Genomic DNA, 21,021 nt, shown 5'->3' with positions numbered 1-21,021 from the left:
ATGCCATGTCCCGAACCGTCTTCTGCCAGTACGAACAACGCGATGCCGAGGGCCTGGACTTCGTGCCCTACCCCGGCGAACTGGGCCAGCGCATCTTCAACAACATCGGCAAGCAGGCCTGGGCTGCGTGGCTGGCGCACCAGACCATGCTGATCAACGAGAACCGCCTGTCGCCGCGTACGCCGGAACATCGCGCGTTCCTTGAAGGCGAACTGGTCAAGTTCCTGTTCGAGAAGGACGCGCAAAAGCCGGCCGGCTTCACTCCGGAAGCCTGACGCACAGGTAGTGGCGGGTGCTGGCCGGCAACCTGGCATCTGCGCGATGCCGGCCAGCGGCCGGCACTACCGCGCTATTTCGTGCTTTCCTCGCGCTCCTGCACCTGCGCCTGGCGCAGCTCCTGCTCGGAGGCGCGCAGCGCCTTCACGTCCAGCTTGCGGATGCTGTCGATGAAGCACGGCATGCGCGGGCCACCGGCAGGGTCCCGCACCAGCACCTTGTCGAAGCGCGCCGAAACACGGTTCATCTGGCTGGTCAGGCCGATGGCGGTGGCATACGGCAGGTCCTGGCAGGGACCCCTCAATTCCAGCAGATAGGCCTCGCTGGGACGCGTCCACACCGCCAGCGCGTTGTCACCCAGTTCGGTCCAGCCGTTGAGGCTGCCGAAGAACTGCATGTCGTTCTGAGGCGCGCCGGCATGGGCACGGTACAGGTCAAGTTTCTCGGCAGAGCTGAGCCGGCCGGTGGTCGCGCAGGCGGCCAGCGCCAGGCAGAGTCCGGCCATCAGGATCGGGGTCTTCATGGCGATCTCCTCGGGGAACTGTCGCCATCATGCGCCTGCGCAGACAACGCCGGCGCGAAAGCCAGTACCCCATTCAGCAGCCGGTCGGCGGTCGCCCCAAGCAGGCCCAAGGCTCCGGATTCCGGTAGTCGCCAACCTTGGTTGGTGCTTGCCCTGCAAGAGCAGCCGACCAAGGTCGGCTTCCACCAAAGCGGGCCCAGCGCCTCAGACGTCGGCGTGGGCCAGCGCGTGCAGGCGCCCCTCGCGCAGCTCCAGCACCCGGTCCAGGCGCCGTGCCAGGCTGCGGTCGTGGGTCACCAACACCAGGCTGGTATGCCGCGCACGATTCAGTTCCAGCATCAGCTCGAACACCGTCGCCGCGGTGCGGTCATCGAGGTTGCCGGTCGGCTCGTCCCCGAGCACGCAGGCCGGATGATTGACCAGCGCACGCGCCACTGCGGCACGCTGGCGTTCGCCACCGGACAGTTCGCCGGGCTTGTGGTCCAGGCGATGGCCAAGGCCGACCGCTTCCAGCAGCGTGGTGGCCCGGCTGCTCGCCTCGGCCACTGCAGTACCGGCCAGCAGCACCGGCATCATCACGTTTTCCAGCGCGGTGAACTCAGGCAGCAGGTGGTGGAACTGGTAGACGAAGCCCAGCGCCTGGTTGCGCAGCAGGCCGCGCGCGGTATCGGACAGCGCTGACATGCGCTGGCCGGTCACATAGACCTCGCCGGCGGTCGGAATGTCCAGGCCACCCAGCAGGTGCAGCAGCGTACTCTTGCCGGCACCGGAAGCACCGATGATCGCCACCGTTTCGCCGGCGGTCACGGTCAGGTCCAGGCCATCGAACACCGGGGTCTGCATGCGCCCTTCGGCGTAGGTCTTGCCCAGTGCTTCGGCGCGGATCACTTCATCGCCGCGGTTGAAGACCTTATTCATAACGCAGGGCCTCCGCCGGCTGGGTGCGTGCTGCCCGCCAGGCGGGATACAGGGTGGCCAGGAAGCTCATCAGCAGCGCGACCACGGTGATCGCCACCACGTCGCCGGTCTGCATGTCGGTCGGCAGGCCGGTGATGTAGTACACATCCTCCGGCATCAGCTTGACGTTGAACACACTCTCGATGGCACCCAGGATGCGCTCCAGGTTGAGTGTGAGGGTGATGCCACCGAGCAGGCCGGCCAGCGTGCCGAAGATGCCGATCAGCGAGCCCTGCACCATGAACACCTGCATCACCCCGCCCGGGGTCAGGCCGAGCGTGCGCAGGATGGCGATGTCGGCCTGCTTGTCAGTGACCAGCATCACCTGCGAGGACACCAGGTTGAACGCGCCCATGGCGATGATCAGCGACAGCAGGATGCCCATCACCACCTTCTCCATGCGCAGCGAGTGGTAGAGGTTGGCGTTCTGCTGGGTCCAGTCACTCACGCGGTACGCACCACCGAGGTTCTGCGCGAGGTCCACGCCCACTTCCAGCGAGCGGTCCATGTCGTGCAGCTTCAGCCGCACGCCGGTGGCGCCATCGGAACGCAGCACGCGCTCCAGGTCCTTCATGTTGGCGAAGCCGACGCCGCGGTCGACCTCGTTGTAGCCGGCCTCGAAGATGCCGCTGACGGTGAAGCGTTTCATCCGTGGCACCGCACCGGCAGGCGTGCCCTGCACTTCGGCGAAGGTCACCAGCACCTGGTCGCCGACATCAACGCCCAGCCAGATCGCCAGTTCCTTGCCCAGAAGCAGGTTGAAGCTGCCCGGCGTGAGGCTGCCATAGCTGCCCTTGGTGACCTTCTTGTCGATCACCGATACCTTCGGCTCCAGCGCCGGATCGATGCCCTGGATGATCGCGCCCTGCACGCGCGGGCCGCTGATCATCGACTGGATCTCGATGTACGGCGCAGCACCGGCCACGCGCGGGTCCTTGCGGGCCACGTCGACCACGCGCATCCAGTCCGGCATCGGCTCGCCGTCGCGGCTGATGGTGGTGTGCGCGGTCATCTGCAGCAGGCGGCTGCGGATTTCCTTCTGGAAACCGCTCATCACGGCCAGGGTGGTGATCAGCACCGTGACGCCGAGCGCGATGCCCAGGATCGATGCCATCGAGATGAAGGAGATGAAGCCGTTGCGGCGCTTGGCGCGCAGGTAGCGCAGGCCAATGGCCACGGGAATGGGTTTGAACATGCAGGCACGCCGGTCAATTCAGCTTATGGTGCCATCGACCGGGGCCTACGGGAAACGCCACGTGCGGCCACGGCCAGTCGCAGTTCACGTCGCTGCCCGGAATCGAGCACATCCGGCCAGAACAGCAGGCGCCGGCGGCGCCGATCCTCACGCCAGAGCAACAACAGCCATGGGCCACGCACGACCAGCTGGGGTGCATCGGCGTCCTGCCCGGCCACCTGCAGCGGCTCGGGCGGTGCCGGCAGAAGCACCTGCACGCGCGGCCTGCGCTGTCGCCAGGCCAGTTCGGCCAACCCGATGACCCAGGCCAGCACCACCGCGGGCATCAGCAACCGTGAAGGCAGATCCGATGCGCGCAGCAGCCAGGGCGCAGCCAGCAGCACCGCCAACTGGGCGGCGGCCTGCAGCCGTGAGGGGCGCCACTCAAGGCTTGAGGGCGAGGATCTTCTGCATGAGGGGGATCGCGTGCGCATGCGGGCAGGCCTCGTAGCCCATGAACCAGCGCCACAACTTATCGTCCTCGCAGTCGAGCAGGAACAGGAAAACCTCGCGCTCTTCGGTCGGCGCAGTGCTCCATTCGTGGTCCAGGTAGCGACCGAACAGCTGGTCCAGCTCACGCATGCCGCGGCGGCAACGCCAGCGCAGCTTCTTCAGCAGAACGTCTTCTTCCATCATGTTTCTCCAGATACAGCAAAGCCACGCATGGCGTGGCTCTACTGGGGTGGCACAGCCACGCGTGGCGTGGCTCTACCGGGTACAGCCAGGCCTGATCAGGCGCGGCGTTCCATCATCAGCTTCTTGATCTCGGCGATCGCCAGCGCCGGGTTCAGGCCCTTCGGGCAGGTCCGGGCGCAGTTCATGATGGTGTGGCAGCGGTACAGCTTGAACGGATCTTCCAGATCGTCCAGGCGCGCACCGGTGTCCTCATCGCGCGAGTCGATGATCCAGCGGTAGGCCTGCAGCAGGATCGCCGGGCCCAGGTAACGCTCGCCGTTCCACCAGTAGCTCGGGCAGCTGGTCGAGCAGCAGGCGCACAGGATGCACTCGTACAGGCCGTCCAGCTTCTTGCGGTCTTCCGGCGACTGCAGGCGCTCACGATCCGGCGGTGCCGGAGTCTGGGTGCGGATCCACGGCTTGATCGAGGCGTACTGCGCGTAGAAGTGGGTCAGGTCCGGAACCAGATCCTTGACCACGTTCATGTGCGGCAACGGGTAGATCGGCACTTCCTTCTTGCCGCAGTCCGAGATGGCTCGGGTGCAGGCCAGGGTGTTGGTGCCGTCGATGTTCATCGCGCACGAACCACAGATACCTTCGCGGCAGGAGCGGCGGAAGGTCAGGGTCGGGTCGATCTCGTTCTTGATCTTGATCAGGGCGTCCAGGACCATCGGGCCACAGGCGTCCAGATCGACTTCATAGGTATCGGTGCGCGGGTTGCTGTCGTCGTCCGGACTCCAGCGGTAGATCTTGAAGGTGCGCACGTTCTTGCCGCCGTTCTTGACGGGGAAGTGCTTGCCCTTCGTGATCTTGGAATTCTTGGGGAGTGAAAACTCGGCCATGGCTGCTCTCGTTGGCTCAGGCGGCCCGCGCCCGTGGGCGCGGATTGCATGGTAGGCGGGGTCGGATCAGTACACGCGCGGCTTCGGCGGCACCACGGACACGTCGTCGGTCAACGTGTACATGTGCACCGGACGGTAGTCGAAGCTGCACTTGCCCTTCTCGTCGACGCTGACCAGGGTGTGCTTCTGCCAGTTGACGTCGTCGCGGTCCGGATAGTCCTCGTGCGCATGCGCGCCGCGGCTTTCCTTGCGCTGTTCGGCCGAGTTGATCGTCGCCACCGCGTTGAGCAGCAGGTTGTTCAGCTCGTAGGTCTCGATCAGGTCCGAGTTCCAGACCAGCGAACGGTCGGAGACCTTCACGTCCTGGAACGAGTCGAAGATCTTGTCCATCTTCTCGCAGCCTTCCTTCAGCGTCTGGCTGGTGCGGAAGACCGCCGCGTCGGCCTGCATGGTGCGCTGCATGCGATCGCGGATGACCGAGGTCGGGGTATCGCCGTTGGCGTGGCGCAGCTTGTCCAGCAGGCCCAGCGCCTTGTCGCAGGCATCGGCCGCCAGCGGCTTGTGCGACGCGCCCGGCTTGATGGTCTCGGCGCAACGGTTGGCCACTGCACGACCGAACACCACCAGGTCCAGCAGGGAGTTCGAGCCCAGGCGGTTGGCGCCGTGCACGGACACGCAGGCCGCTTCACCGATGGCGTACAGGCCCGGCACCACCGCATCCGGGTTGTCGCCGACCTTGCGCACGACTTCGCCGTGGTAGTTGGTCGGGATGCCACCCATGTTGTAGTGCACGGTCGGGATGACCGGGATCGGCTGCTTGTGCACGTCGACGCCGGCGAAGATGCGGGCGCTCTCGGCGATGCCCGGCAGCTTCTCGTCGATCACGCCCGGGCCGAGGTGGGTCAGGTCGAGCAGGATGTGGTCCTTGTGCTCGCCGACGCCGCGGCCTTCGCGGATCTCGATGGTCATCGAACGGCTGACCACGTCGCGCGAGGCCAGGTCCTTGTAGTGCGGTGCGTAGCGCTCCATGAAGCGCTCGCCGCTGCTGTTGCGCAGGATGCCACCTTCACCGCGGACACCCTCGGTGATCAGGCAGCCGGCACCGTAGATGCCAGTCGGATGGAACTGCACGAACTCCATGTCCTGCATGGCGATGCCGGCACGCATGGCCAGGCCGCCACCGTCGCCGGTGCAGGTGTGCGCCGAGGTGGCGCTGAAGTAGGCACGGCCGTAACCGCCGGTGGCCAGCACCACGCCCTGGGCGCGGAACAGGTGCAGGGTGCCGTCGGACATGTCCAGGGCCAGCACGCCGCGGCAGGCGCCTTCGTCATCGAAGATCAGGTCGAGTGCGAAGTACTCGATCATGAAGCGCGCGTCGTGCTTCAGCGACTGCTGGTACAGCGTGTGCAGCATCGCGTGGCCGGTACGGTCGGCCGCCGCGCAGGTACGCTGCGCCGCCGGGCCTTCGCCGTACTTGGTGGTCATGCCACCGAACGGACGCTGGTAGATCTTGCCTTCGGCGGTGCGCGAGAACGGCACGCCGTAGTGTTCGAGCTCGATGATGGCCGGGATGGCCTCACGGCACATGTATTCGATGGCGTCCTGGTCGCCCAGCCAGTCCGAACCCTTGATGGTGTCGAAGAAGTGGTAGCGCCAGTCGTCCTCGCCCATGTTGGCGAGTGCGGCCGAGATACCGCCCTGGGCGGCAACGGTGTGCGAACGGGTCGGGAAGACCTTGGTCAGGCACACGGTCTGCAGGCCCTTGGCGGCCAGGCCGAACGTGGCGCGCAGGCCGGCACCGCCGGCGCCGACCACGACCATGTCGTACTTGTGTTCGGTGATCTTGTAAGCGGACATCTAATCTGGATTCCTGTGTTGGTGCCTGGGCTCAGGCAACGCCGAGGGCGATGCGGCCCACCGCAAACACACTGACGATCATGCCGAGCACGGCGACGAACTTCACCGCGGTCTGCAGCACCAGAGCCAGCAGCGATTCGTGGATGTAGTCTTCCAGCACGACCTGCATGCCGAGCTGCGCGTGCCAGAACATGGCGATCAGCAGGCCGATCAGCGGCACCGCATTCCACGGCTTGGCCACGGCAGCGGCGGCAGTCGCGTAATCCGAGCCCAGCAGGCCCAGCACGAAGACCAGGAACCAGATGCCCAGCACCACCAGGGCGGCGGCGGTCAGGCGCTGGTGCACGAAGTGCTCGGTGCCGGTCTTGGCCGAACCGAGGCCGCGCACGTTCTTCAACGGGGTACGGAACTTGCTCACGCGGCACCTCCGAACATCACATAGGCCCACACCAGCAGGGTGATCACCAGGCTGCCGGTGACCGACAGCCAGCTGCTGCGGATGAAGGCGGGGATGCTGAAGCCGATGGCGAAGTCCTGCACCACATGGCGGATGCCATTGCACAGGTGATAGGCGAACGACCATGTCCACGCGAACAGGAACACGCGGCCATACCAGGCCCCGGCATGGCCGGTGAAGCAGTTCCAGGACTCGGGCCCCATCATCAGGGCCAGCAGGCCGGCAGCGATGATGAGGGCACCAACAGACAGAAAGACGCCAGTGGCTCGATGCAGGATCGAGGTGGCCATCTGAATCTGCCAGCGATACACCTGAAGGTGCGGGGAAAGTGGGCGTTGTCTGGTCGCCATTCGCTGGGCTCGTTGTCTCGGCTGGGCGGCACGCGGCCGCGTTGGCTCAATGCTGATCAGAAATCGATGCAGCGTCCGTTTTTCTCCCAATCGCCATACCGCACCGGATCAAGTCCGCCGCGGCCGCCGAATTCTTCTGCTTTTTCCTGTTCCACGGGCACGGGTGCCGCGGGGACCAGCGGGGCTTCAGATTCGTCGTCGGGAGTGGGGGTTGTTTGGCCTATCATGTTCGGTCTCGCAACGCACAAATTTTAGACCTCGTTCACGTGCCTGACAACCTGCCCCCTGCTTTCGTCGGATATCCGCGCCTGCCCGGCCACCAGCTGCTGAGCCTGCAGGGCCCGGATGCGGCTGTCTTTGCCCACGCCCAGTTCAGCAGCGATGTCACCGCCCTGCCCCTGCAGCACTGGCAGTGGAGCGCCTGGCTGAGCGCCAAGGGCCGCACCCTGGCGGTGTTCCAGCTGCTTCGGCTGGCCGACGACCACGTGATGCTGGTGCTGGCTGACGGCGATGCCGATGCGATTGCGTCGCAACTGCAGCGCTTCGTGTTCCGCCGCAAGGTGAAAGTGCTGGTGCGCAGCGATCTGGCCGTGGCCGGCGCCTTCACCGCGCCCGAGGCCGCCAGCGGCGCCGCGATCGCGCATGCTGCAGGTGACGGCTGGGAGCTGGACCTTGGCAGCGACGCCCTGCCGCGCACCCTGCGCATCGGCACGGCAGATGCCTTTGCCGCCGGCAGCGACACCGATGAGGCCGCTTTCGCCCTGGCCTGGCGCCAGGCCGACCTGCGCTACGGGTTGCCGCGGCTGGAGGAAAGCCAGCGCGAAGTGTGGACGCCACAGCAGCTGGGCCTGGACCGCCTGAACGGCTACAGCGTGAAGAAGGGCTGCTATCCCGGCCAGGAAATCGTCGCCCGCACCCACTTCCTCGGCAAAGCCAAGCGCGCGGTGCAGCTGCTGCATACCGCGGCACCGGCGCAGGCCGGCGATGGCGTGCAGCAGGATGGCGCAGCGCTGGGCACGATTGCCTGCGTGGCTGGTGACCTGGCGTTGGCGGTGCTCCCACTGGAGGCCGGCGACACCGAGCTGCAGGTAGGCGGCGCCGCCGCGCAGCGCGTGCCGCTGCTGCATGGCCTGGCGCGCTGAATCTGAAGGGCTCTCATCCACGTATGGCGTGGATCTAGTGACCGACCCGGTGGGTGCGGACCGTTGGTCCGCACGCCTGAAATGGTAGTGCCGGCCGCTGGCCGGCAACCATGCAGGGTTGAGGTTGCCGGCCAGCGGCCGGCACTACCCCTTACAGGCGCGCCGGTTTCCGGATTGAAGAAATGCAGGCCCTGCGGGTGGATCGCCACGCGGATCTGCTCGCCCACCGCCGGCAGCGACTGCGGCGCTACGCGCATGGTCAGCGCGTGCTGGCCACTGCTCAGGTTGACGAAGATCTCGTTACCGACCGGTTCGATGCCTTCAATGCGTGCGACGAACGCATGCGCATCGTCGGCGGCCGCCGGCTGCAGGTGTTCCGGACGCACGCCCACCGCGATCGGCTTCTGCAGCCAGGCCGGATCGATGGTGGCCTGGCCCAGCGGTGCACGCCACTCACCATCGACCACGGTCACGCCACCGGCATCGCCCTGCAGCGTACCGCGCAGCACGTTCATCGCCGGGCTGCCGAGGAAGCCGGCCACGAACAGGTTGGCGGGGCGATCGTACAGCGCCATCGGCGTATCGATCTGCTGGATGACGCCATCCTTCAGCACCACGATGCGCTGGCCCAGGGTCATCGCTTCGACCTGGTCGTGCGTCACGTAGATCATGGTGGTGCCCAGCTTGCGGTGCAGCTGCGCGATCTCGGTACGCACGCTGTGGCGCAGCTTGGCATCCAGGTTGGACAGCGGTTCGTCGAGCAGGAACACCGCCGGCTCGCGCACCAGCGCACGGCCCAGCGCGACACGCTGGCGCTGGCCACCGGACATCGCCTTGGGCAGCTTGTCCATCATCTCGGTCAGGCCCAGCGTCTGCGCCGCCTCGGCGATGCGCTTGTCGATGGTCGCCTTGTCGTGACCGCGCAGCTTCAGGCCAAAGGCCAGGTTCTCGGCCACGGTCATGTGCGGGTACAGCGCATAACTCTGGAACACCATCGCGATGTCGCGATCCTTCGGCGCCACGTCGTTGACCACGCGATCACCGATGGTCAGCGTGCCGCCGCTGATCTCTTCCAGACCAGCCACCATCCGCAGCAGGGTCGACTTGCCACAGCCGGATGGACCGACCAGCACCATCAGTTCGCCATCGGCGACTTCGAAGCTGGCGTCCTTCACCGCGACCTGGCCGTTGTCATAGACCTTGCGCACACCCTGCAACTGCACTTTTGCCATATCACCTATCCGGTCCGCCCGAAGCCGGGCTGTCTTTTGGGACTGCCTCGGCCCTCCCGATGGCAGTGATGATTGCGCGCCTGCCGCATGACGGCGAGCACTGCAATCGAATACAGTTGCCCATTCTGCCATGTAAACGTTTTCACGTGGCACTATCCGATGATCGGTGCGCACCGATCTGCGTCGGCGGTTGAACGAAGGTTCCGCCGAGGCAGTGGTTTCGAATGGAACCGTCTTCCGGCACCCCGGAAAACGCCCCTGACGAACCTCGGACAGGCAGTTGCGCGGATGTCCCCCGAACCCAGCCATGAAGCGATTGACAACGATGTCACCCGGATCTGAAACTCGAGCGATGCACGACACCCTCTTCCTGTTCGGTGCCACAGGTGATCTGGCCCAGCGCTACCTGTTCCCTTCGCTGCTTCGCCTGCTTGGCGACGGCCTGCTGCCGGAGGATTTCCGCATCCGCGCGCTGGCCCTGTCCAGGCATGACACCGAAGCCTTCCATGACATCCTGCGGCCGCGACTGCAACAGGCCATGCCGATGGCCACGCAGGAAGACATCGGCGCCCTGCTGCGCCGCATCGACTACCGTTCGGTGGACCTGCGCGACGTCGACTCGGTGGCCGCCGCGGTCGCCGACCTGGTGCACCGCAAGTGCGTCAGCTACCTGGCCATTCCGCCGGGCCTGTACATCTCCACCTGCGAAGGCCTGGCCAAGGGCGGCGCCCTCGCCGCACCGGCACGCCTGATGCTGGAAAAGCCGATCGGCAGCGACAGCGAGAGCGCCGAGGAAATCATCAGCACCATCGGCCAGTGGATCGATGAGGACCGCGTGTTCCGCCTCGACCATTACCTGGGCAAGGCAGCGGTGCAGAACCTGATCGCGCTGCGCTTCGGCAACACGCTGCTGGAAGCGGTGTGGAACCGCAACTACATCGAATCGGTGCACATCCTGGTGGCCGAAAGCGAAGGCGTGGATGGCCGCGATGCCTATTACGCCCGCTCCGGCGCGCTGCGCGACATGGTGCAGAGCCACATCCTCCAGCTGCTGTGCATGGTGGCGATGGAACCGCCGGCCTCGCTGGAAGCCGATCGCATCCGCGACGAGAAGGTCAAGGTGCTGCGCGCCCTGCGCCCGCTCGACGCCAGGCACGCCGCGCGTGACAGCATCCGTGGCCGCTACACCGCTGGCACCATCAATGGCCAGCCCGCGCAGGCCTACCAGCCGCCGGAAGGCAGCGACGTGGAGACCTTCGCCGGGGTCACCGCGCATATCGACAACTGGCGCTGGAGCGGCGTGCCGTTCCACCTGGTCACCGGCAAGCGCCTGCCCGAACGCACCACCCGCGTGGTGGTCACGCTGAAGCCGGTCACCCACTGGCTGTTCGAGCGCCCGCAGCGCGCAGGCCGCACCGAACCGCCTGGTGTTCCAGCTGCAGCCGCAGGAAAACATCGAACTGGGCCTGATGAGCAGCCTGGCCGGCCCGGAATGGGGCGCGCTGGAGCTGCATCCGCTGGAACTGGAACTGTCGGTGCCGACTGGCCTGCACCGCCGCATCGCCTACGAACGCCTGTTCCTGGATGCCTTCAACGGCAACCACACGCTGTTCGTGCGCGATGACGAAGTGCGCGCCGCCTGGGCGTGGATCGACAGCGTCGCCGACGCCTGGAAGGATGCCAAGCTGCCGCTGGAACCCTACCCCGCCGGCCAGTGGGGCCCGGCCAACGCGGGCGAGTTCCTGCCGCAGGGCGTGGACGCGCCGGACAGCGGAGCGTCGGCATGAGTGCCAGCTCGCAGCCGGTGCTGGTCGCCGACATCGGCGGTACCAACGCCCGCTTCGCCCTGGCCGACACCTCGCAGGACGCACCGCTGCAGAAGGACAGCATCCGCGAATACGCGGTAGCGGAGTTCCCGTCGCTGGGTGATGCCGCGCGCCACCATCTGGAACAGATCGGCGCCACGGCCAGCCGCGGCGTGTTCGCGGTGGCCGGTCGCGTCGACGGTGACGAAGCGCGCATCACCAACCACCCGTGGGTGATCTCGCGCAGCCGCACCGCCGCCATGCTCGGCTTCAACGAGCTGCACCTGATCAACGACTTCGCCGCACAGGCGATGGCGATTTCGCTGCTGCAGCCCGATGACGTGGTCCAGGTCGGCGGTGCCGCCTGGGTGCCGGGCAAACCCGGCCAGCCGCGCAACTACGCGGTGATCGGGCCGGGTACGGGCCTGGGTGTCGGTGGCCTGATCCTGCGCCACGGCCGCTGCTACCCGCTGGAAACCGAAGGCGGCCATGTCAGCTTCCCGCCGGGAACCCCGGAGGAGATCCGCATCCTGGAGATCCTGTCCGAACAGTTCGGCCGCGTCTCCAACGAGCGCCTGATCTGCGGCCCTGGCCTGGTCAACATCCATCGCGCCGTATGCGAGATGGCCGGCATCGATCCGGGCCAACTGCAGCCGGTGGACGTGACGGCCCGCGCCCTGCACGGTGACCCGCAGGCGATGCGCACCGTCGATGTGTTCTGCGCCGTGTTCGGCGCCATCGCAGGCGACCTGGTGCTGACCCAGGGCGCGTGGGACGGCGTGTTCCTGACCGGCGGGCTGACCCCGAAGATGCTCGATTCGCTGCAGCACTCCGGGTTCCGCCAGCGCTTCGAACACAAGGGCCGCTTCTCCTCGATCATGGCGCGGGTGCCCTCGTTGGCCGTGATGCACCCCCACGCCGGACTGCTGGGCGCCGCCGCCTATGCCGCCGACGCCGAACGTGACGCACCTGGAGTTGCCGCATGAGCCCCACCACCTTCCACGACGACCGCATGGAGTTCATCCAGCACGGCGATGCCGATGGCTGGATCGAGGCGGTGGCCGCCGAGATGGCGCAGACCCTCAACCACGACATCAACGAAGTGGGCCGCGCCCGCATCCTGTTGTCCGGCGGCACCACGCCGGCACCGGTGTACCAGGCGCTGGCCGAACTGGACGTGCACTGGGACCGCGTGGAAGTGAGCCTGGCCGATGAGCGCTGGCTGTCGCCGCAGGATCGCGACAGCAATGCCTGGCTGGTGCGCGAGAATCTGCTCAAGCGCGCCGAAGGTGCGCATTTCGATCCGCTGGTGCGCATCGGCAAGCCGCTTCCGGAATGCGTGTACACCGCCAACCTGCAGGCGCAGCACAGCCAACCGCCGAGCCTGGTGGCGCTGGGCATGGGCAACGACGGCCACACCGCCTCGCTGTTCCCCGGCTCGAAGGACCTGGCCCGTGCACTGGAAAGCACCCTGCCCTATGCCGCGCTGGACGCCACCGGCTGCCCGGGTGCCAACCAGTGGCCGCTGCGCATCACCCTGACCCCGCATGGCCTGCGCCAGTGCCGCCAGCGCCTGCTGCTGCTGCGCGGCAAGCAGAAGCTGCAGGTGCTGCGCCAGGCGCTGGACAGCAACGATGCCCAGCAGTACCCGATCCTCAATGCGATCAACCTGGACGGCGCGCCTGCGCGTCCACTGGGCTGATTGATGTTGGCGGCGGCACCGTGCCGCCGCTTGCCTCTCGCCACCACGAACGCCGGTAGCCAATGAGCCTCCATCCGCAACTGCAAGCCATCACTCAGCGTGTCATCCGCCGCAGCGCCGCCTCGCGTGCCGCCTACCTGGCCGCGATCGACGCCTCGCTGCGTGAAGGCCCGTTCCGCAGCCGCCTGAGCTGCGGCAACCTCGCCCACGGGTTCGCCGCCTGCGGCGGCACCGACAAGAGCCGCCTGCGCGGTGGCGTGACGCCGAACCTCGGCATCATCACCGCCTACAACGACATGTTGTCTGCGCACCAGCCGTTCGAGACCTATCCCGAGCAGATCCGCGAGATCGCCCGCGAGCTGGGCGCCACCGCACAGGTGGCCGGCGGCGTGCCGGCGATGTGCGACGGCGTCACCCAGGGCCGCGGCGGCATGGAACTGTCACTGTTCTCGCGCGATGTGATCGCGCAGGCCACCGCGATCGGGCTCAGCCACGATATGTTCGACACCACCGTCTACCTCGGTGTCTGCGACAAGATCGTGCCGGGCCTGCTGATCGGTGCGCTGGCCTTCGGCCATCTGCCGGCGGTGTTCGTGCCGGCCGGCCCGATGACCCCGGGCATTCCGAACAAGCAGAAGGCCGAAGTGCGCGAGCGCTATGCTGCCGGCGAAGCCACCCGCGAAGAACTGCTGGAAGCGGAGTCCGCGTCGTACCACGGCGCCGGCACCTGCACCTTCTACGGCACTGCCAATTCCAACCAGGTACTGCTGGAAGCGATGGGCGTGCAGCTGCCGGGCGCATCGTTCGTCAATCCAGGCACGCCGTTGCGCGACGCCCTGACCCGTGAAGCCACCGAGCGAGCGCTCGACATCACGGCACTCGGCGAGGACTTCCGCCCGTTGGGCCGGATCATCGACGAGCGCGCGATTATCAATGCGGTCATTGCGCTGATGGCGACCGGCGGCTCGACCAACCACACCATCCACTGGATCGCGGTGGCGCGTGCGGCCGGCATCGTGCTGACCTGGGACGACTTCGACGAGCTGTCACAGCTGATTCCGCTGCTGGCCCGCGTCTACCCGAACGGCGAAGCCGATGTAAACCGCTTCGCCGCAGCAGGCGGCCCGGCCTTCGTGTTCGGCGAACTGATCAAGGCCGGCCTGATGCACGGCGACCTGGTCAGCGTGGCGCGTGGCGGCATGGCCGACTACGCACGCGAACCGCAGCTGCGCGACGGCAAGCTGGTCTACCTGCCGGGTCTGGAACGCAGCGCCGACGAAGAGGTGGTGCGTGGCGTCGACAATCCGTTCGAGCACCAGGGTGGCCTGCGCCTGCTGCGCGGCAACCTGGGCAAATCGCTGATCAAGCTGTCGGCGGTGAAGCCGCAGTACCGCACGATCGAAGCACCGGCCGTGGTGGTCGATGCACCGCAGGTGTTGAACAAGCTGCATGCCGGCGGCCTGTTGCCCGAGCATTTCGTGGCGGTGGTGCGTTACCAGGGCCCGCGTGCGAACGGCATGCCGGAACTGCATTCGCTGGCGCCGCTGCTGGGCCTGCTGCAGAACCAGGGCCGGCGCGTGGCGCTGGTCACCGACGGCCGCCTGTCCGGCGCCTCGGGCAAGATCCCTGCGGCGATCCATGTGACGCCGGAAGCGGCGCGGGGTGGTCCGCTGGCCAAGGTTCGCGAGGGCGACATGATCCGCCTCGATGGCGAGGCCGGCACGCTGGAAGTGCTGGTGGACGCAGCCGAATGGGCTGCACGTCCGCTGGCGCCGAACACCGCGCCTGCCGCGCATGATCTGGGCCGCAACCTGTTCGCGATCAACCGTCGTGTGGTGGGTCCGGCTGATCAGGGCGCGATTTCGATTTCGTGCGGGCCGGCGGCGGCTGATGGTGGGCCGTGGGAGTACGACGCGGAGTATGAGCTGGGGCACGATGCCGCGGCGGCGGCGGCGCCGCATGAGGCGAAAGACGCCTGAGGGTTGAAGAGCGTTGCGGGTGTGCGTTGGCGGTGAGTGTCCTGGTTGAGGCGGCGGGTAGCCCCCACCAGGACACGCCGTAAACCCATCCATGGGGGCTCGGTCGCGCCATCCATGGCGCTCACGGTCCTGGTGGGGGCTACCCGCCGCCTCAGGACAGTTTCCCGGCGCCCTCGCGCCGCGAAGTGATCACTGAAAATCAAATTCGAAAGCAAAGGCAGAAGCAGAGCTATGGGTATCGAACAACATCAGGTGAAGGCGGCGGAGCTGTTGCGTGCGGCGGGCATCCTGCCGGTGGTGACGATTCATACGCTGGACCAGGCGCGGGCGGTCAGTGCGGCGCTGCTGGAAGGTGGCTTGCCGGCGATCGAGCTGACCCTGCGTACGCCAGTGGCGATGGAAGCATTGGCGATGCTCAAGCGCGAGCTGCCGGACGTGGTGGTGGGTGCCGGTACGGTGCTGACCGTGGAGCAGATGCAGCAGTCGATCGATGCGGGTGCGGATTTCCTGGTGACCCCGGGTACGCCGCCAGCACTGGCTGATGCACTGGCCGCCGCACCGCTGCCGGTGGTGCCGGGTGCGGCCACCCCGACCGAGCTGCTGTCGCTCTACGCCCGCGGCTTCCGCGTGTGCAAGCTGTTCCCGGCCACGGCTGTGGGTGGCCTGGCAATGATCAAGGGACTGGCCGGCCCGGTGGCGGACCTGAAGCTGTGCCCGACCGGCGGCATCACCGAGAACACCGCCGCCGAATACCTCGAGCAGAAGAACGTGGTCTGCATCGGTGGTTCGTGGATGGTGCCGGGCAACTGGATCGCCAACGGGGAATGGGACAAGGTGCGCGCCAGCGCCGCAGACGCCGCCAAGATCATCCAGCGCGTACGCGGCCACTGAGCCCGACAAAGGGGTAGAGCCGAGCCCACGCTCGGCTCCGGCATCATCAAGGGTCAGAGCCCTTTCCCACCGGGAAAGGGATCCGACCCCAGGCGACGAGCGCGCAAAGCGCGCGACCCGCTCCTGCTTTTCAATCTTCATTCCGCGGTGGCGGCGCACGGAAACTGTCCGTGGCCGGGCGGATGGGTTGTGCAGGGGCGTGAGCCGCATGGATGCGGCGACCGAGCTTACAAGGACGTACTTGCAGCGTCCCCTGCTCAACCCATCCGCCCGGCCAACCACCACAATCCAACCGCACCACCACCGCGAGGGGCTCAGCCGTTGGCCGAAACCCTTACAGCGGCCGTGCCGGATCCACCAGCCCGTACTGGCTGGCCATCCGCGCCAACGCGATGTTGTCGTGGATCCCCATCTTCTCGAACAACCGCGCCTTGTGCGTGTTCACCGTCTTCGCACTCAGGCTCAGCCGCCGCGCGATGTCTTCCTGGCGCAGGCCCTGGGTCAGCAGCAACGCCACCTCCAGCTCGCGCGGGGACAGGCTGTCGAACGGCGAACCGTTGCCTTCCACCGTCGACAGCGCCAGGTTCTGCGCGATGCTGGTGCCCAGGTAACGGCGGCCACCGGCCACGTCACGCACCGCGCGCAACAGCTCCTGCGCATCGCAGCCCTTGCCGATGTAACCGGCGGCGCCAGCCTCGAGCAGCCGCTTCGGCAGCGGGCCATCTTCCAGCACCGACACGATCACCACGCGGGTATTGCGGTGGCTGCGCACGATGCGCTCGGTCACTTCCATGCCGCTCACACCCGGCAGATGCAGGTCACACAGCACCACATCGGGCAGCAGCTGGCGGACTTCACGCAGCGCGTCTTCGCCGGTCTCGGCTTCGCCCACCACCTCGATGTCGGTTTCCCCCGACAGAATCATCTTCATCCCGGTGCGGACCAGCGCGTGGTCATCCACCAGGTAGACTCGAATCGTCATTCACGTACCTCTTCGAATGCGGCCATTGCAGGTCAAGCTAGGCAGGGTGCCGATACCCCTGCAAGCGCGTTCGGAATGCGACCCCGGCAATCTGCCTTGCGCATCACACTACCGCGCGTTGTGCTTGCCCCCTGTCTTGCAGAACCTGCTGCAACGAAACAACTGATCTATCACGTAGACGTCCCTCAAGGGCCATCCACGTCAATCCCCCTGTGATGATGCTTCGCTGGCCTTCGCTGGCGGCGAGCCGTGACGTCGCCATGGGTGCCGGCGACTGAACATGACCAGATAGCACCCTACCACCCAAACCAGCGCGGCACACCATCCGGCCAGGATATCGGAGGGGTAATGCACCCCCAGGTAGACCCGGGACACGCTGACCAGCAGGCTGAATGCCGGTGCCAGCAGCAGCACCGGCCAGCGCCAGCGGGTGTTCCAGGCCAGCAGCACCAGGGTCACTGCCAGGGTCATCGAGCCCATCGCATGGCCGCTGGGGAAGCTGAACGTCGATTCCGGCGCGATCGATTCCCACAGGCTGGGGCGCTGGCGCTGGAAGAAGTGCTTGCTGCCCATGTTCAGCAGCGCCGAGCCGACGAAGCTGACCGCCACGAAGGTCGCCTCGCGCCAACGCCGGTAGCCCAGCAGCACGCCGATGATCAGCACGTCGGCCGGGATCAGGAACCATTCGTAGCCCAGTCTGGAAATGAGCACGAAGAAGCGGTCCAGCAGCGGCGAATGCAGGCCATGCATCTGCCACAGCAGCGGCGCATCGAAATGGAACGATTCAAACTCGTGCACCTCGTCAGCCAGGGCGACGAAGCCGGCCAGCGGCAGCAGCACGCCACCGAACAGCAGGACCAAGCGCCAGGCATTGCGCGCCATCCAGTGGCGGAAGCCGGAGGCGGACTCCGGTGCAGCGAGGATCGCAGGCTTATCCGGCGCTTCGGACATACTTGTGTTCGACGTAATCGTCGATCAGGGCGACGAATTCCTGGGCGATGTTGTCGCCACGCAGGGTCACCTTCTTCTCGCCATCGACGAACACGGGCGCAGCCGGGGTTTCACCGGTGCCCGGCAGCGAGATGCCGATGTTGGCATGGCGCGACTCACCCGGCCCGTTGACGATGCAGCCCATCACCGCCAGGGTCATGTTCTCCGCACCCGGGTGGTGGATCTTCCACAGCGGCATCTTCTCGCGCACGTGGTTCTGTACCACCTTGGCCAGCTCCTGGAAGAACTCGGAGGTGGTGCGGCCGCAGCCCGGGCAGGCCGTGACCAGCGGCGTGAAGGCGCGCTGGCCGGTGGTCTGCAGCAGCTCCTGGGCGACGATCACTTCCTGCGTACGCGACTGGCCCGGTTCCGGGGTCAGCGAGATGCGGATGGTGTCACCGATGCCCTCCTGCAGCAGCACGCTCAGCGCCGCGGACGAGGCGACGATGCCCTTGCTGCCGATACCGGCCTCGGTCAGGCCCAGATGCAGGGCGAAATCCGAGCGCTGGGCCAGGTCGCGGTACACCGCGATCAGCTCCTGCACGCCACTGACCTTGGCCGACAGCACGATGCGGTCGCGCGGCAGGCCGAGCTCCACCGCCTGCTCTGCCGAATCCAGCGCCGAGCGGATCAGCGCCTCGCGCAGCACGCGGCCGGCGTCCCAGGGCTGCTCACGCAGGTTGTTCTCGTCCATCAGCCTTGCCGCCAGGGCCTGGTCCAGCGAGCCCCAGTTGGCACCGATGCGCACCGGCTTGTTGTAGCGGATCGCGAACTCGATCAGCTGGGCGAACTGCAGGTCCTTCTTCTTGCCGAAGCCGACATTGCCCGGGTTGATGCGGTACTTGGCCAGCGCTTCGGCACAGGCCGGTTCGGCGGTCAGCAGCTGATGGCCGTTGTAATGGAAGTCACCGATCAGCGGCACGTCGATGCCCATCATCGCCAGCTTGTCGACAATGCGCGGGATCGCCGCAGCCGCTTCCACGGTATTGACGGTCAGCCGCACCATTTCCGAACCCGCACGCCACAACTCGGCCACCTGCTTCACGCTGGAGGCCACGTCGGAGGTATCGGTGTTGGTCATCGACTGCACCACGACCGGCTTGCCTCCGCCTACGGTGACCCCGCCGATCTGGACGGCATGGGTCTGGCGGCGGGGCCAGGCAGTGGCATCGGAAGGGGGCGTCGGGCGGGTAACGGCGTCGTGCATGGGCGCATTCTACCGCCCGCCTCCGCATTCCGGGTGACTCGCATTCAGCCGGCGGCACGGCTGCGGCCGATTGTCGCAGGCACGGTCACGCGTGAACGCATACGATGAGCGTGAATGACCGGTCCCGACGCCCCGTTTCTCCGAACCCTGTGCAGCCTGCGCTGGCTTGCCGTAGGCGGCCAGGCCGCCACCATCCTGGTTGCCACCTGGGTGCTGGGCCTGCCGTTGCCGCAGCTGCCATTGTGGGCGGGCGTGGCCGTGCTGACCCTGTTCAACATCTACACCCAGCTGCGCCCGGAGGCGGCCGACACCGCGCCACTGACCGCATTCGGCCACATTCTGGTGGACGTGATCATCCTGACCTGGATGGTGGGCTGGAGTGGCGGCATGGCCAACCCGTTCAGTTCGCTGTTCCTGATCCTGATCGCGCTCGCCGCGTTCGCCCTGCCCCTGCGCTGGGCACTGGCGGTGGCGCTGGCCTGCCTGCTCGGCTACGCCGCCAGCGGCATCTTCGGCCAGTCGCTGCCGGATGGCTATTTCCGCGCCCAGGACCTCAACCGCTGGGGCGTGGTCGCCAATTTCCTGATTTCCGCAGCGGTCGTGCTGACCTTTTCCACCCGCCTGGCACTGGCGCTGCGCCAGCGCGAACTGGAACTGTCGGCCCTGCGCGAACGCTTCGCCCGCAACGAGGGCATCGTCGCCCTGGCCACCCATGCCGCCTCGGTGGCGCATGAACTGAACACGCCGCTGGCGACCATGACGCTGCTCGCCGATGACGTCGCCGAGCGCAGCGAAGAGCCCGAAGTACGCGAAGACATGGAAACCCTGCGCGAGCTGCTGGTGCAGTGCCGCGAGCGCGTGCTGGCGCTGGCCGCACCGGCCTCGGCCGATGCACCGGGTCGCAGCCACTCCAGCGCCCAGCAGGTACTGGAACAGTGGCGCCTGGTGCGGCCGACCATCGACCTGCATCGCAATGACGATGCGCCGCTGCGGCTGCCACTCGACCCGGGCGTGGGCCATCTGCTGATGGTCCTGCTCAACAATGCCGCCGATGCCGGCGAACAGGCCGGCCGGCCGCGCGTGGACCTGGACCTGCGCATCGAAGGCGACGACTTGATCGGCGAAGTCCGCGACTACGGCCACGGCTTCGACGCCCGTGCCGCGGTGCTGCCGGGCAAGCTGTTCGGCAGCAGCAAAAGCGAGGGCATGGGCGTCGGCCTGGCCCTGTCCCATGCCACCATCGAACGCCTCGACGGCGAGATGTGGATGCGCCCGGCCCAGGGGGCCGGCAGCCGCGTCGGCTTCCGCCTGCCGCTGACCCCACGTGAGGACACCCCATGAGCCTTCATCACTCCACCCTGGGCCTGCTGGTCGACGACGACGAGCTGTACCTGCGCACCCTGCAGCGCAGCCTGGCCCGCAAGGGGCTTGAAACGCAGACCGCACAGGATGCCGCCAGTGCGCTGGCGCTGGCCCGCCAGCATCCGCCGGCGTTCGCGCTGATCGACCTGAAGCTGGGCAGCGATTCCGGCCTGGCACTGATCCAGCCGCTGCGTGCCCTGCGCGCGGACATGCGCATCCTGCTGGTGACCGGCTACGCGAGCATCGCCACCGCCGTGGAGGCGATCAAGCTCGGTGCCGACGACTACCTGCCGAAGCCGGCCACGGTGCCGATGATCCTGCGCGCGCTCGGCGAGGAAGACGACGGCCCGGCCGACGATGGTGAAATGGAAGTGCCTGATGCGATGACGCCGATCAGCCGCCTGCAGTGGGAACACATCCAGCAGGCGATGCACGAGACCGGCGGCAACGTGTCCGCAGCCGCCCGCCTGCTCGGCATGCACCGGCGTTCGCTGCAGCGCAAGCTGGCCAAGCGGCCGAGCCCGGAACGCGATCCCAGCCGTTGATCGCCGGACCCGT

Annotated in this window: 20 protein-coding genes and 3 pseudogenes; 9 read left to right on the top strand and 14 right to left on the bottom strand. The window is 67.0% G+C overall.

All coding sequences use genetic code 11. From position 1 onward, the window contains the following. The first annotated feature begins 5 nt into the window (after positions 1–5). Complete coding sequence (locus tag ACZK2V_RS08470; RefSeq protein ID WP_049423664.1) at positions 6–275, top strand: oxidative damage protection protein; 270 nt, start codon at positions 6–8, stop codon at positions 273–275. Between the two features lie 74 nt (positions 276–349). Here the strand turns inward: ACZK2V_RS08470 and ACZK2V_RS08465 are convergent, their stop codons facing one another. The 10 genes from ACZK2V_RS08465 to ACZK2V_RS08420 all read right to left on the bottom strand — a co-directional run bounded on the left by ACZK2V_RS08465 (position 350) and on the right by ACZK2V_RS08420 (position 7,398). Continuing rightward, positions 350–799: a DUF6491 family protein gene (locus ACZK2V_RS08465; protein ID WP_049423541.1), complete on the bottom strand. Its 450-nt coding sequence runs from the start codon at positions 797–799 to the stop codon at positions 350–352. Between the two features lie 204 nt (positions 800–1,003). After that, on the bottom strand, positions 1,004–1,717 hold the full coding sequence (lolD, locus tag ACZK2V_RS08460; protein WP_005409083.1) for a lipoprotein-releasing ABC transporter ATP-binding protein LolD: 714 nt from the start codon (positions 1,715–1,717) through the stop codon (positions 1,004–1,006). Further along, positions 1,710–2,951 (bottom strand): lipoprotein-releasing ABC transporter permease subunit, encoded by a 1,242-nt coding sequence (locus tag ACZK2V_RS08455; protein ID WP_049423538.1) that lies wholly within the window; start codon positions 2,949–2,951, stop codon positions 1,710–1,712. Before ACZK2V_RS08455 ends, lolD begins: the two co-directional genes overlap by 8 nt. A gap of 23 nt (positions 2,952–2,974) precedes the next feature. Further along, positions 2,975–3,424 (bottom strand): hypothetical protein, encoded by a 450-nt coding sequence (locus ACZK2V_RS08450; protein WP_032128867.1) that lies wholly within the window; start codon positions 3,422–3,424, stop codon positions 2,975–2,977. Next, positions 3,375–3,623: an FAD assembly factor SdhE gene (locus tag ACZK2V_RS08445; protein ID WP_005409080.1), complete on the bottom strand. Its 249-nt coding sequence runs from the start codon at positions 3,621–3,623 to the stop codon at positions 3,375–3,377. The genes ACZK2V_RS08450 and ACZK2V_RS08445 overlap by 50 nt, the downstream gene beginning before the upstream one ends. Before the next feature lie 98 nt (positions 3,624–3,721). Next, a complete protein-coding gene (locus ACZK2V_RS08440; RefSeq protein WP_005409079.1) occupies positions 3,722–4,507 on the bottom strand; it encodes a succinate dehydrogenase iron-sulfur subunit in 786 nt (261 codons plus the stop codon). Positions 4,508–4,573: 66 nt separating this feature from the next. Beyond that, complete coding sequence (gene sdhA / locus ACZK2V_RS08435) at positions 4,574–6,364, bottom strand: succinate dehydrogenase flavoprotein subunit (RefSeq protein WP_049423536.1); 1,791 nt, start codon at positions 6,362–6,364, stop codon at positions 4,574–4,576. 31 nt (positions 6,365–6,395) lie between these two features. Then, positions 6,396–6,782 (bottom strand): succinate dehydrogenase, hydrophobic membrane anchor protein, encoded by a 387-nt coding sequence (sdhD, locus tag ACZK2V_RS08430; protein ID WP_005409077.1) that lies wholly within the window; start codon positions 6,780–6,782, stop codon positions 6,396–6,398. Further along, on the bottom strand, positions 6,779–7,171 hold the full coding sequence (gene sdhC / locus ACZK2V_RS08425) for a succinate dehydrogenase, cytochrome b556 subunit (RefSeq protein WP_005409076.1): 393 nt from the start codon (positions 7,169–7,171) through the stop codon (positions 6,779–6,781). Before sdhC ends, sdhD begins: the two co-directional genes overlap by 4 nt. Positions 7,172–7,227: 56 nt before the next feature. Next, positions 7,228–7,398, bottom strand: a complete 171-nt coding sequence (locus tag ACZK2V_RS08420; protein ID WP_005409075.1) for a DUF1674 domain-containing protein — start codon at positions 7,396–7,398, stop codon at positions 7,228–7,230. Between the two features lie 39 nt (positions 7,399–7,437). On the opposite strand from ACZK2V_RS08420, the gene ygfZ reads away from it, so the two are divergent. Further along, the gene (ygfZ, locus tag ACZK2V_RS08415; protein ID WP_486323108.1) at positions 7,438–8,313 is read left to right on the top strand and encodes a CAF17-like 4Fe-4S cluster assembly/insertion protein YgfZ; all 876 of its coding nucleotides are present in this window, start codon (positions 7,438–7,440) and stop codon (positions 8,311–8,313) included. Between the two features lie 161 nt (positions 8,314–8,474). On the opposite strand, the pseudogene ACZK2V_RS08410 reads toward ygfZ, so the two are convergent. Next, a pseudogene (locus tag ACZK2V_RS08410) lies at positions 8,475–9,545 on the bottom strand (ABC transporter ATP-binding protein); the annotation flags it as partial. A gap of 352 nt (positions 9,546–9,897) precedes the next feature. On the opposite strand from ACZK2V_RS08410, the pseudogene zwf reads away from it, so the two are divergent. The 5 genes and pseudogenes from zwf (at position 9,898) to eda (ending at position 15,922) form a co-directional block, all read left to right on the top strand. Then, positions 9,898–11,332 (top strand): annotated as a pseudogene (gene zwf / locus ACZK2V_RS08405) (glucose-6-phosphate dehydrogenase). Further along, a complete protein-coding gene (gene glk / locus ACZK2V_RS08400) occupies positions 11,329–12,336 on the top strand; it encodes a glucokinase (RefSeq protein ID WP_049400948.1) in 1,008 nt (335 codons plus the stop codon). Before zwf ends, glk begins: the two are co-directional and overlap by 4 nt. Next, a pseudogene (pgl, locus tag ACZK2V_RS08395) lies at positions 12,333–13,056 on the top strand (6-phosphogluconolactonase). The gene glk and the pseudogene pgl overlap by 4 nt, the downstream one beginning before the upstream one ends. Positions 13,057–13,114: 58 nt before the next feature. Continuing rightward, on the top strand, positions 13,115–15,031 hold the full coding sequence (gene edd, locus ACZK2V_RS08390; RefSeq protein ID WP_049423525.1) for a phosphogluconate dehydratase: 1,917 nt from the start codon (positions 13,115–13,117) through the stop codon (positions 15,029–15,031). Positions 15,032–15,262: 231 nt separating this feature from the next. Next, entirely contained in the window at positions 15,263–15,922 is a 660-nt protein-coding gene (gene eda, locus ACZK2V_RS08385) for a bifunctional 4-hydroxy-2-oxoglutarate aldolase/2-dehydro-3-deoxy-phosphogluconate aldolase (RefSeq protein WP_005409068.1), read from the top strand. 334 nt (positions 15,923–16,256) lie between these two features. Here the strand turns inward: eda and ACZK2V_RS08380 are convergent, their stop codons facing one another. From ACZK2V_RS08380 to ispG, 3 genes are all read right to left on the bottom strand, one after another. Continuing rightward, complete coding sequence (locus ACZK2V_RS08380) at positions 16,257–16,904, bottom strand: response regulator (protein ID WP_004153112.1); 648 nt, start codon at positions 16,902–16,904, stop codon at positions 16,257–16,259. Positions 16,905–17,105: 201 nt separating this feature from the next. Further along, positions 17,106–17,855: a phosphatase PAP2 family protein gene (locus ACZK2V_RS08375; RefSeq protein ID WP_032128858.1), complete on the bottom strand. Its 750-nt coding sequence runs from the start codon at positions 17,853–17,855 to the stop codon at positions 17,106–17,108. Further along, positions 17,836–19,101, bottom strand: a complete 1,266-nt coding sequence (gene ispG / locus ACZK2V_RS08370) for a flavodoxin-dependent (E)-4-hydroxy-3-methylbut-2-enyl-diphosphate synthase (protein WP_049423521.1) — start codon at positions 19,099–19,101, stop codon at positions 17,836–17,838. Before ispG ends, ACZK2V_RS08375 begins: the two co-directional genes overlap by 20 nt. Before the next feature lie 114 nt (positions 19,102–19,215). Between ispG and ACZK2V_RS08365 the strand changes: the two genes are divergently transcribed. Beyond that, positions 19,216–20,442 carry an ATP-binding protein gene (locus ACZK2V_RS08365; protein WP_032128856.1) on the top strand — a complete coding sequence of 409 codons (1,227 nt, stop codon included), beginning with the start codon at positions 19,216–19,218 and terminating at the stop codon, positions 20,440–20,442. Next, entirely contained in the window at positions 20,439–21,008 is a 570-nt protein-coding gene (locus ACZK2V_RS08360) for a response regulator transcription factor (protein ID WP_012510702.1), read from the top strand. Before ACZK2V_RS08365 ends, ACZK2V_RS08360 begins: the two co-directional genes overlap by 4 nt. The last annotated feature ends 13 nt before the right edge of the window (positions 21,009–21,021 follow it).

This window comes from Stenotrophomonas sp. 93052_Sma, assembly GCF_056481145.1.
Note: the sequence above shows the minus strand (reverse complement) of the source record. Positions and strands in the feature narration are given on the sequence as shown.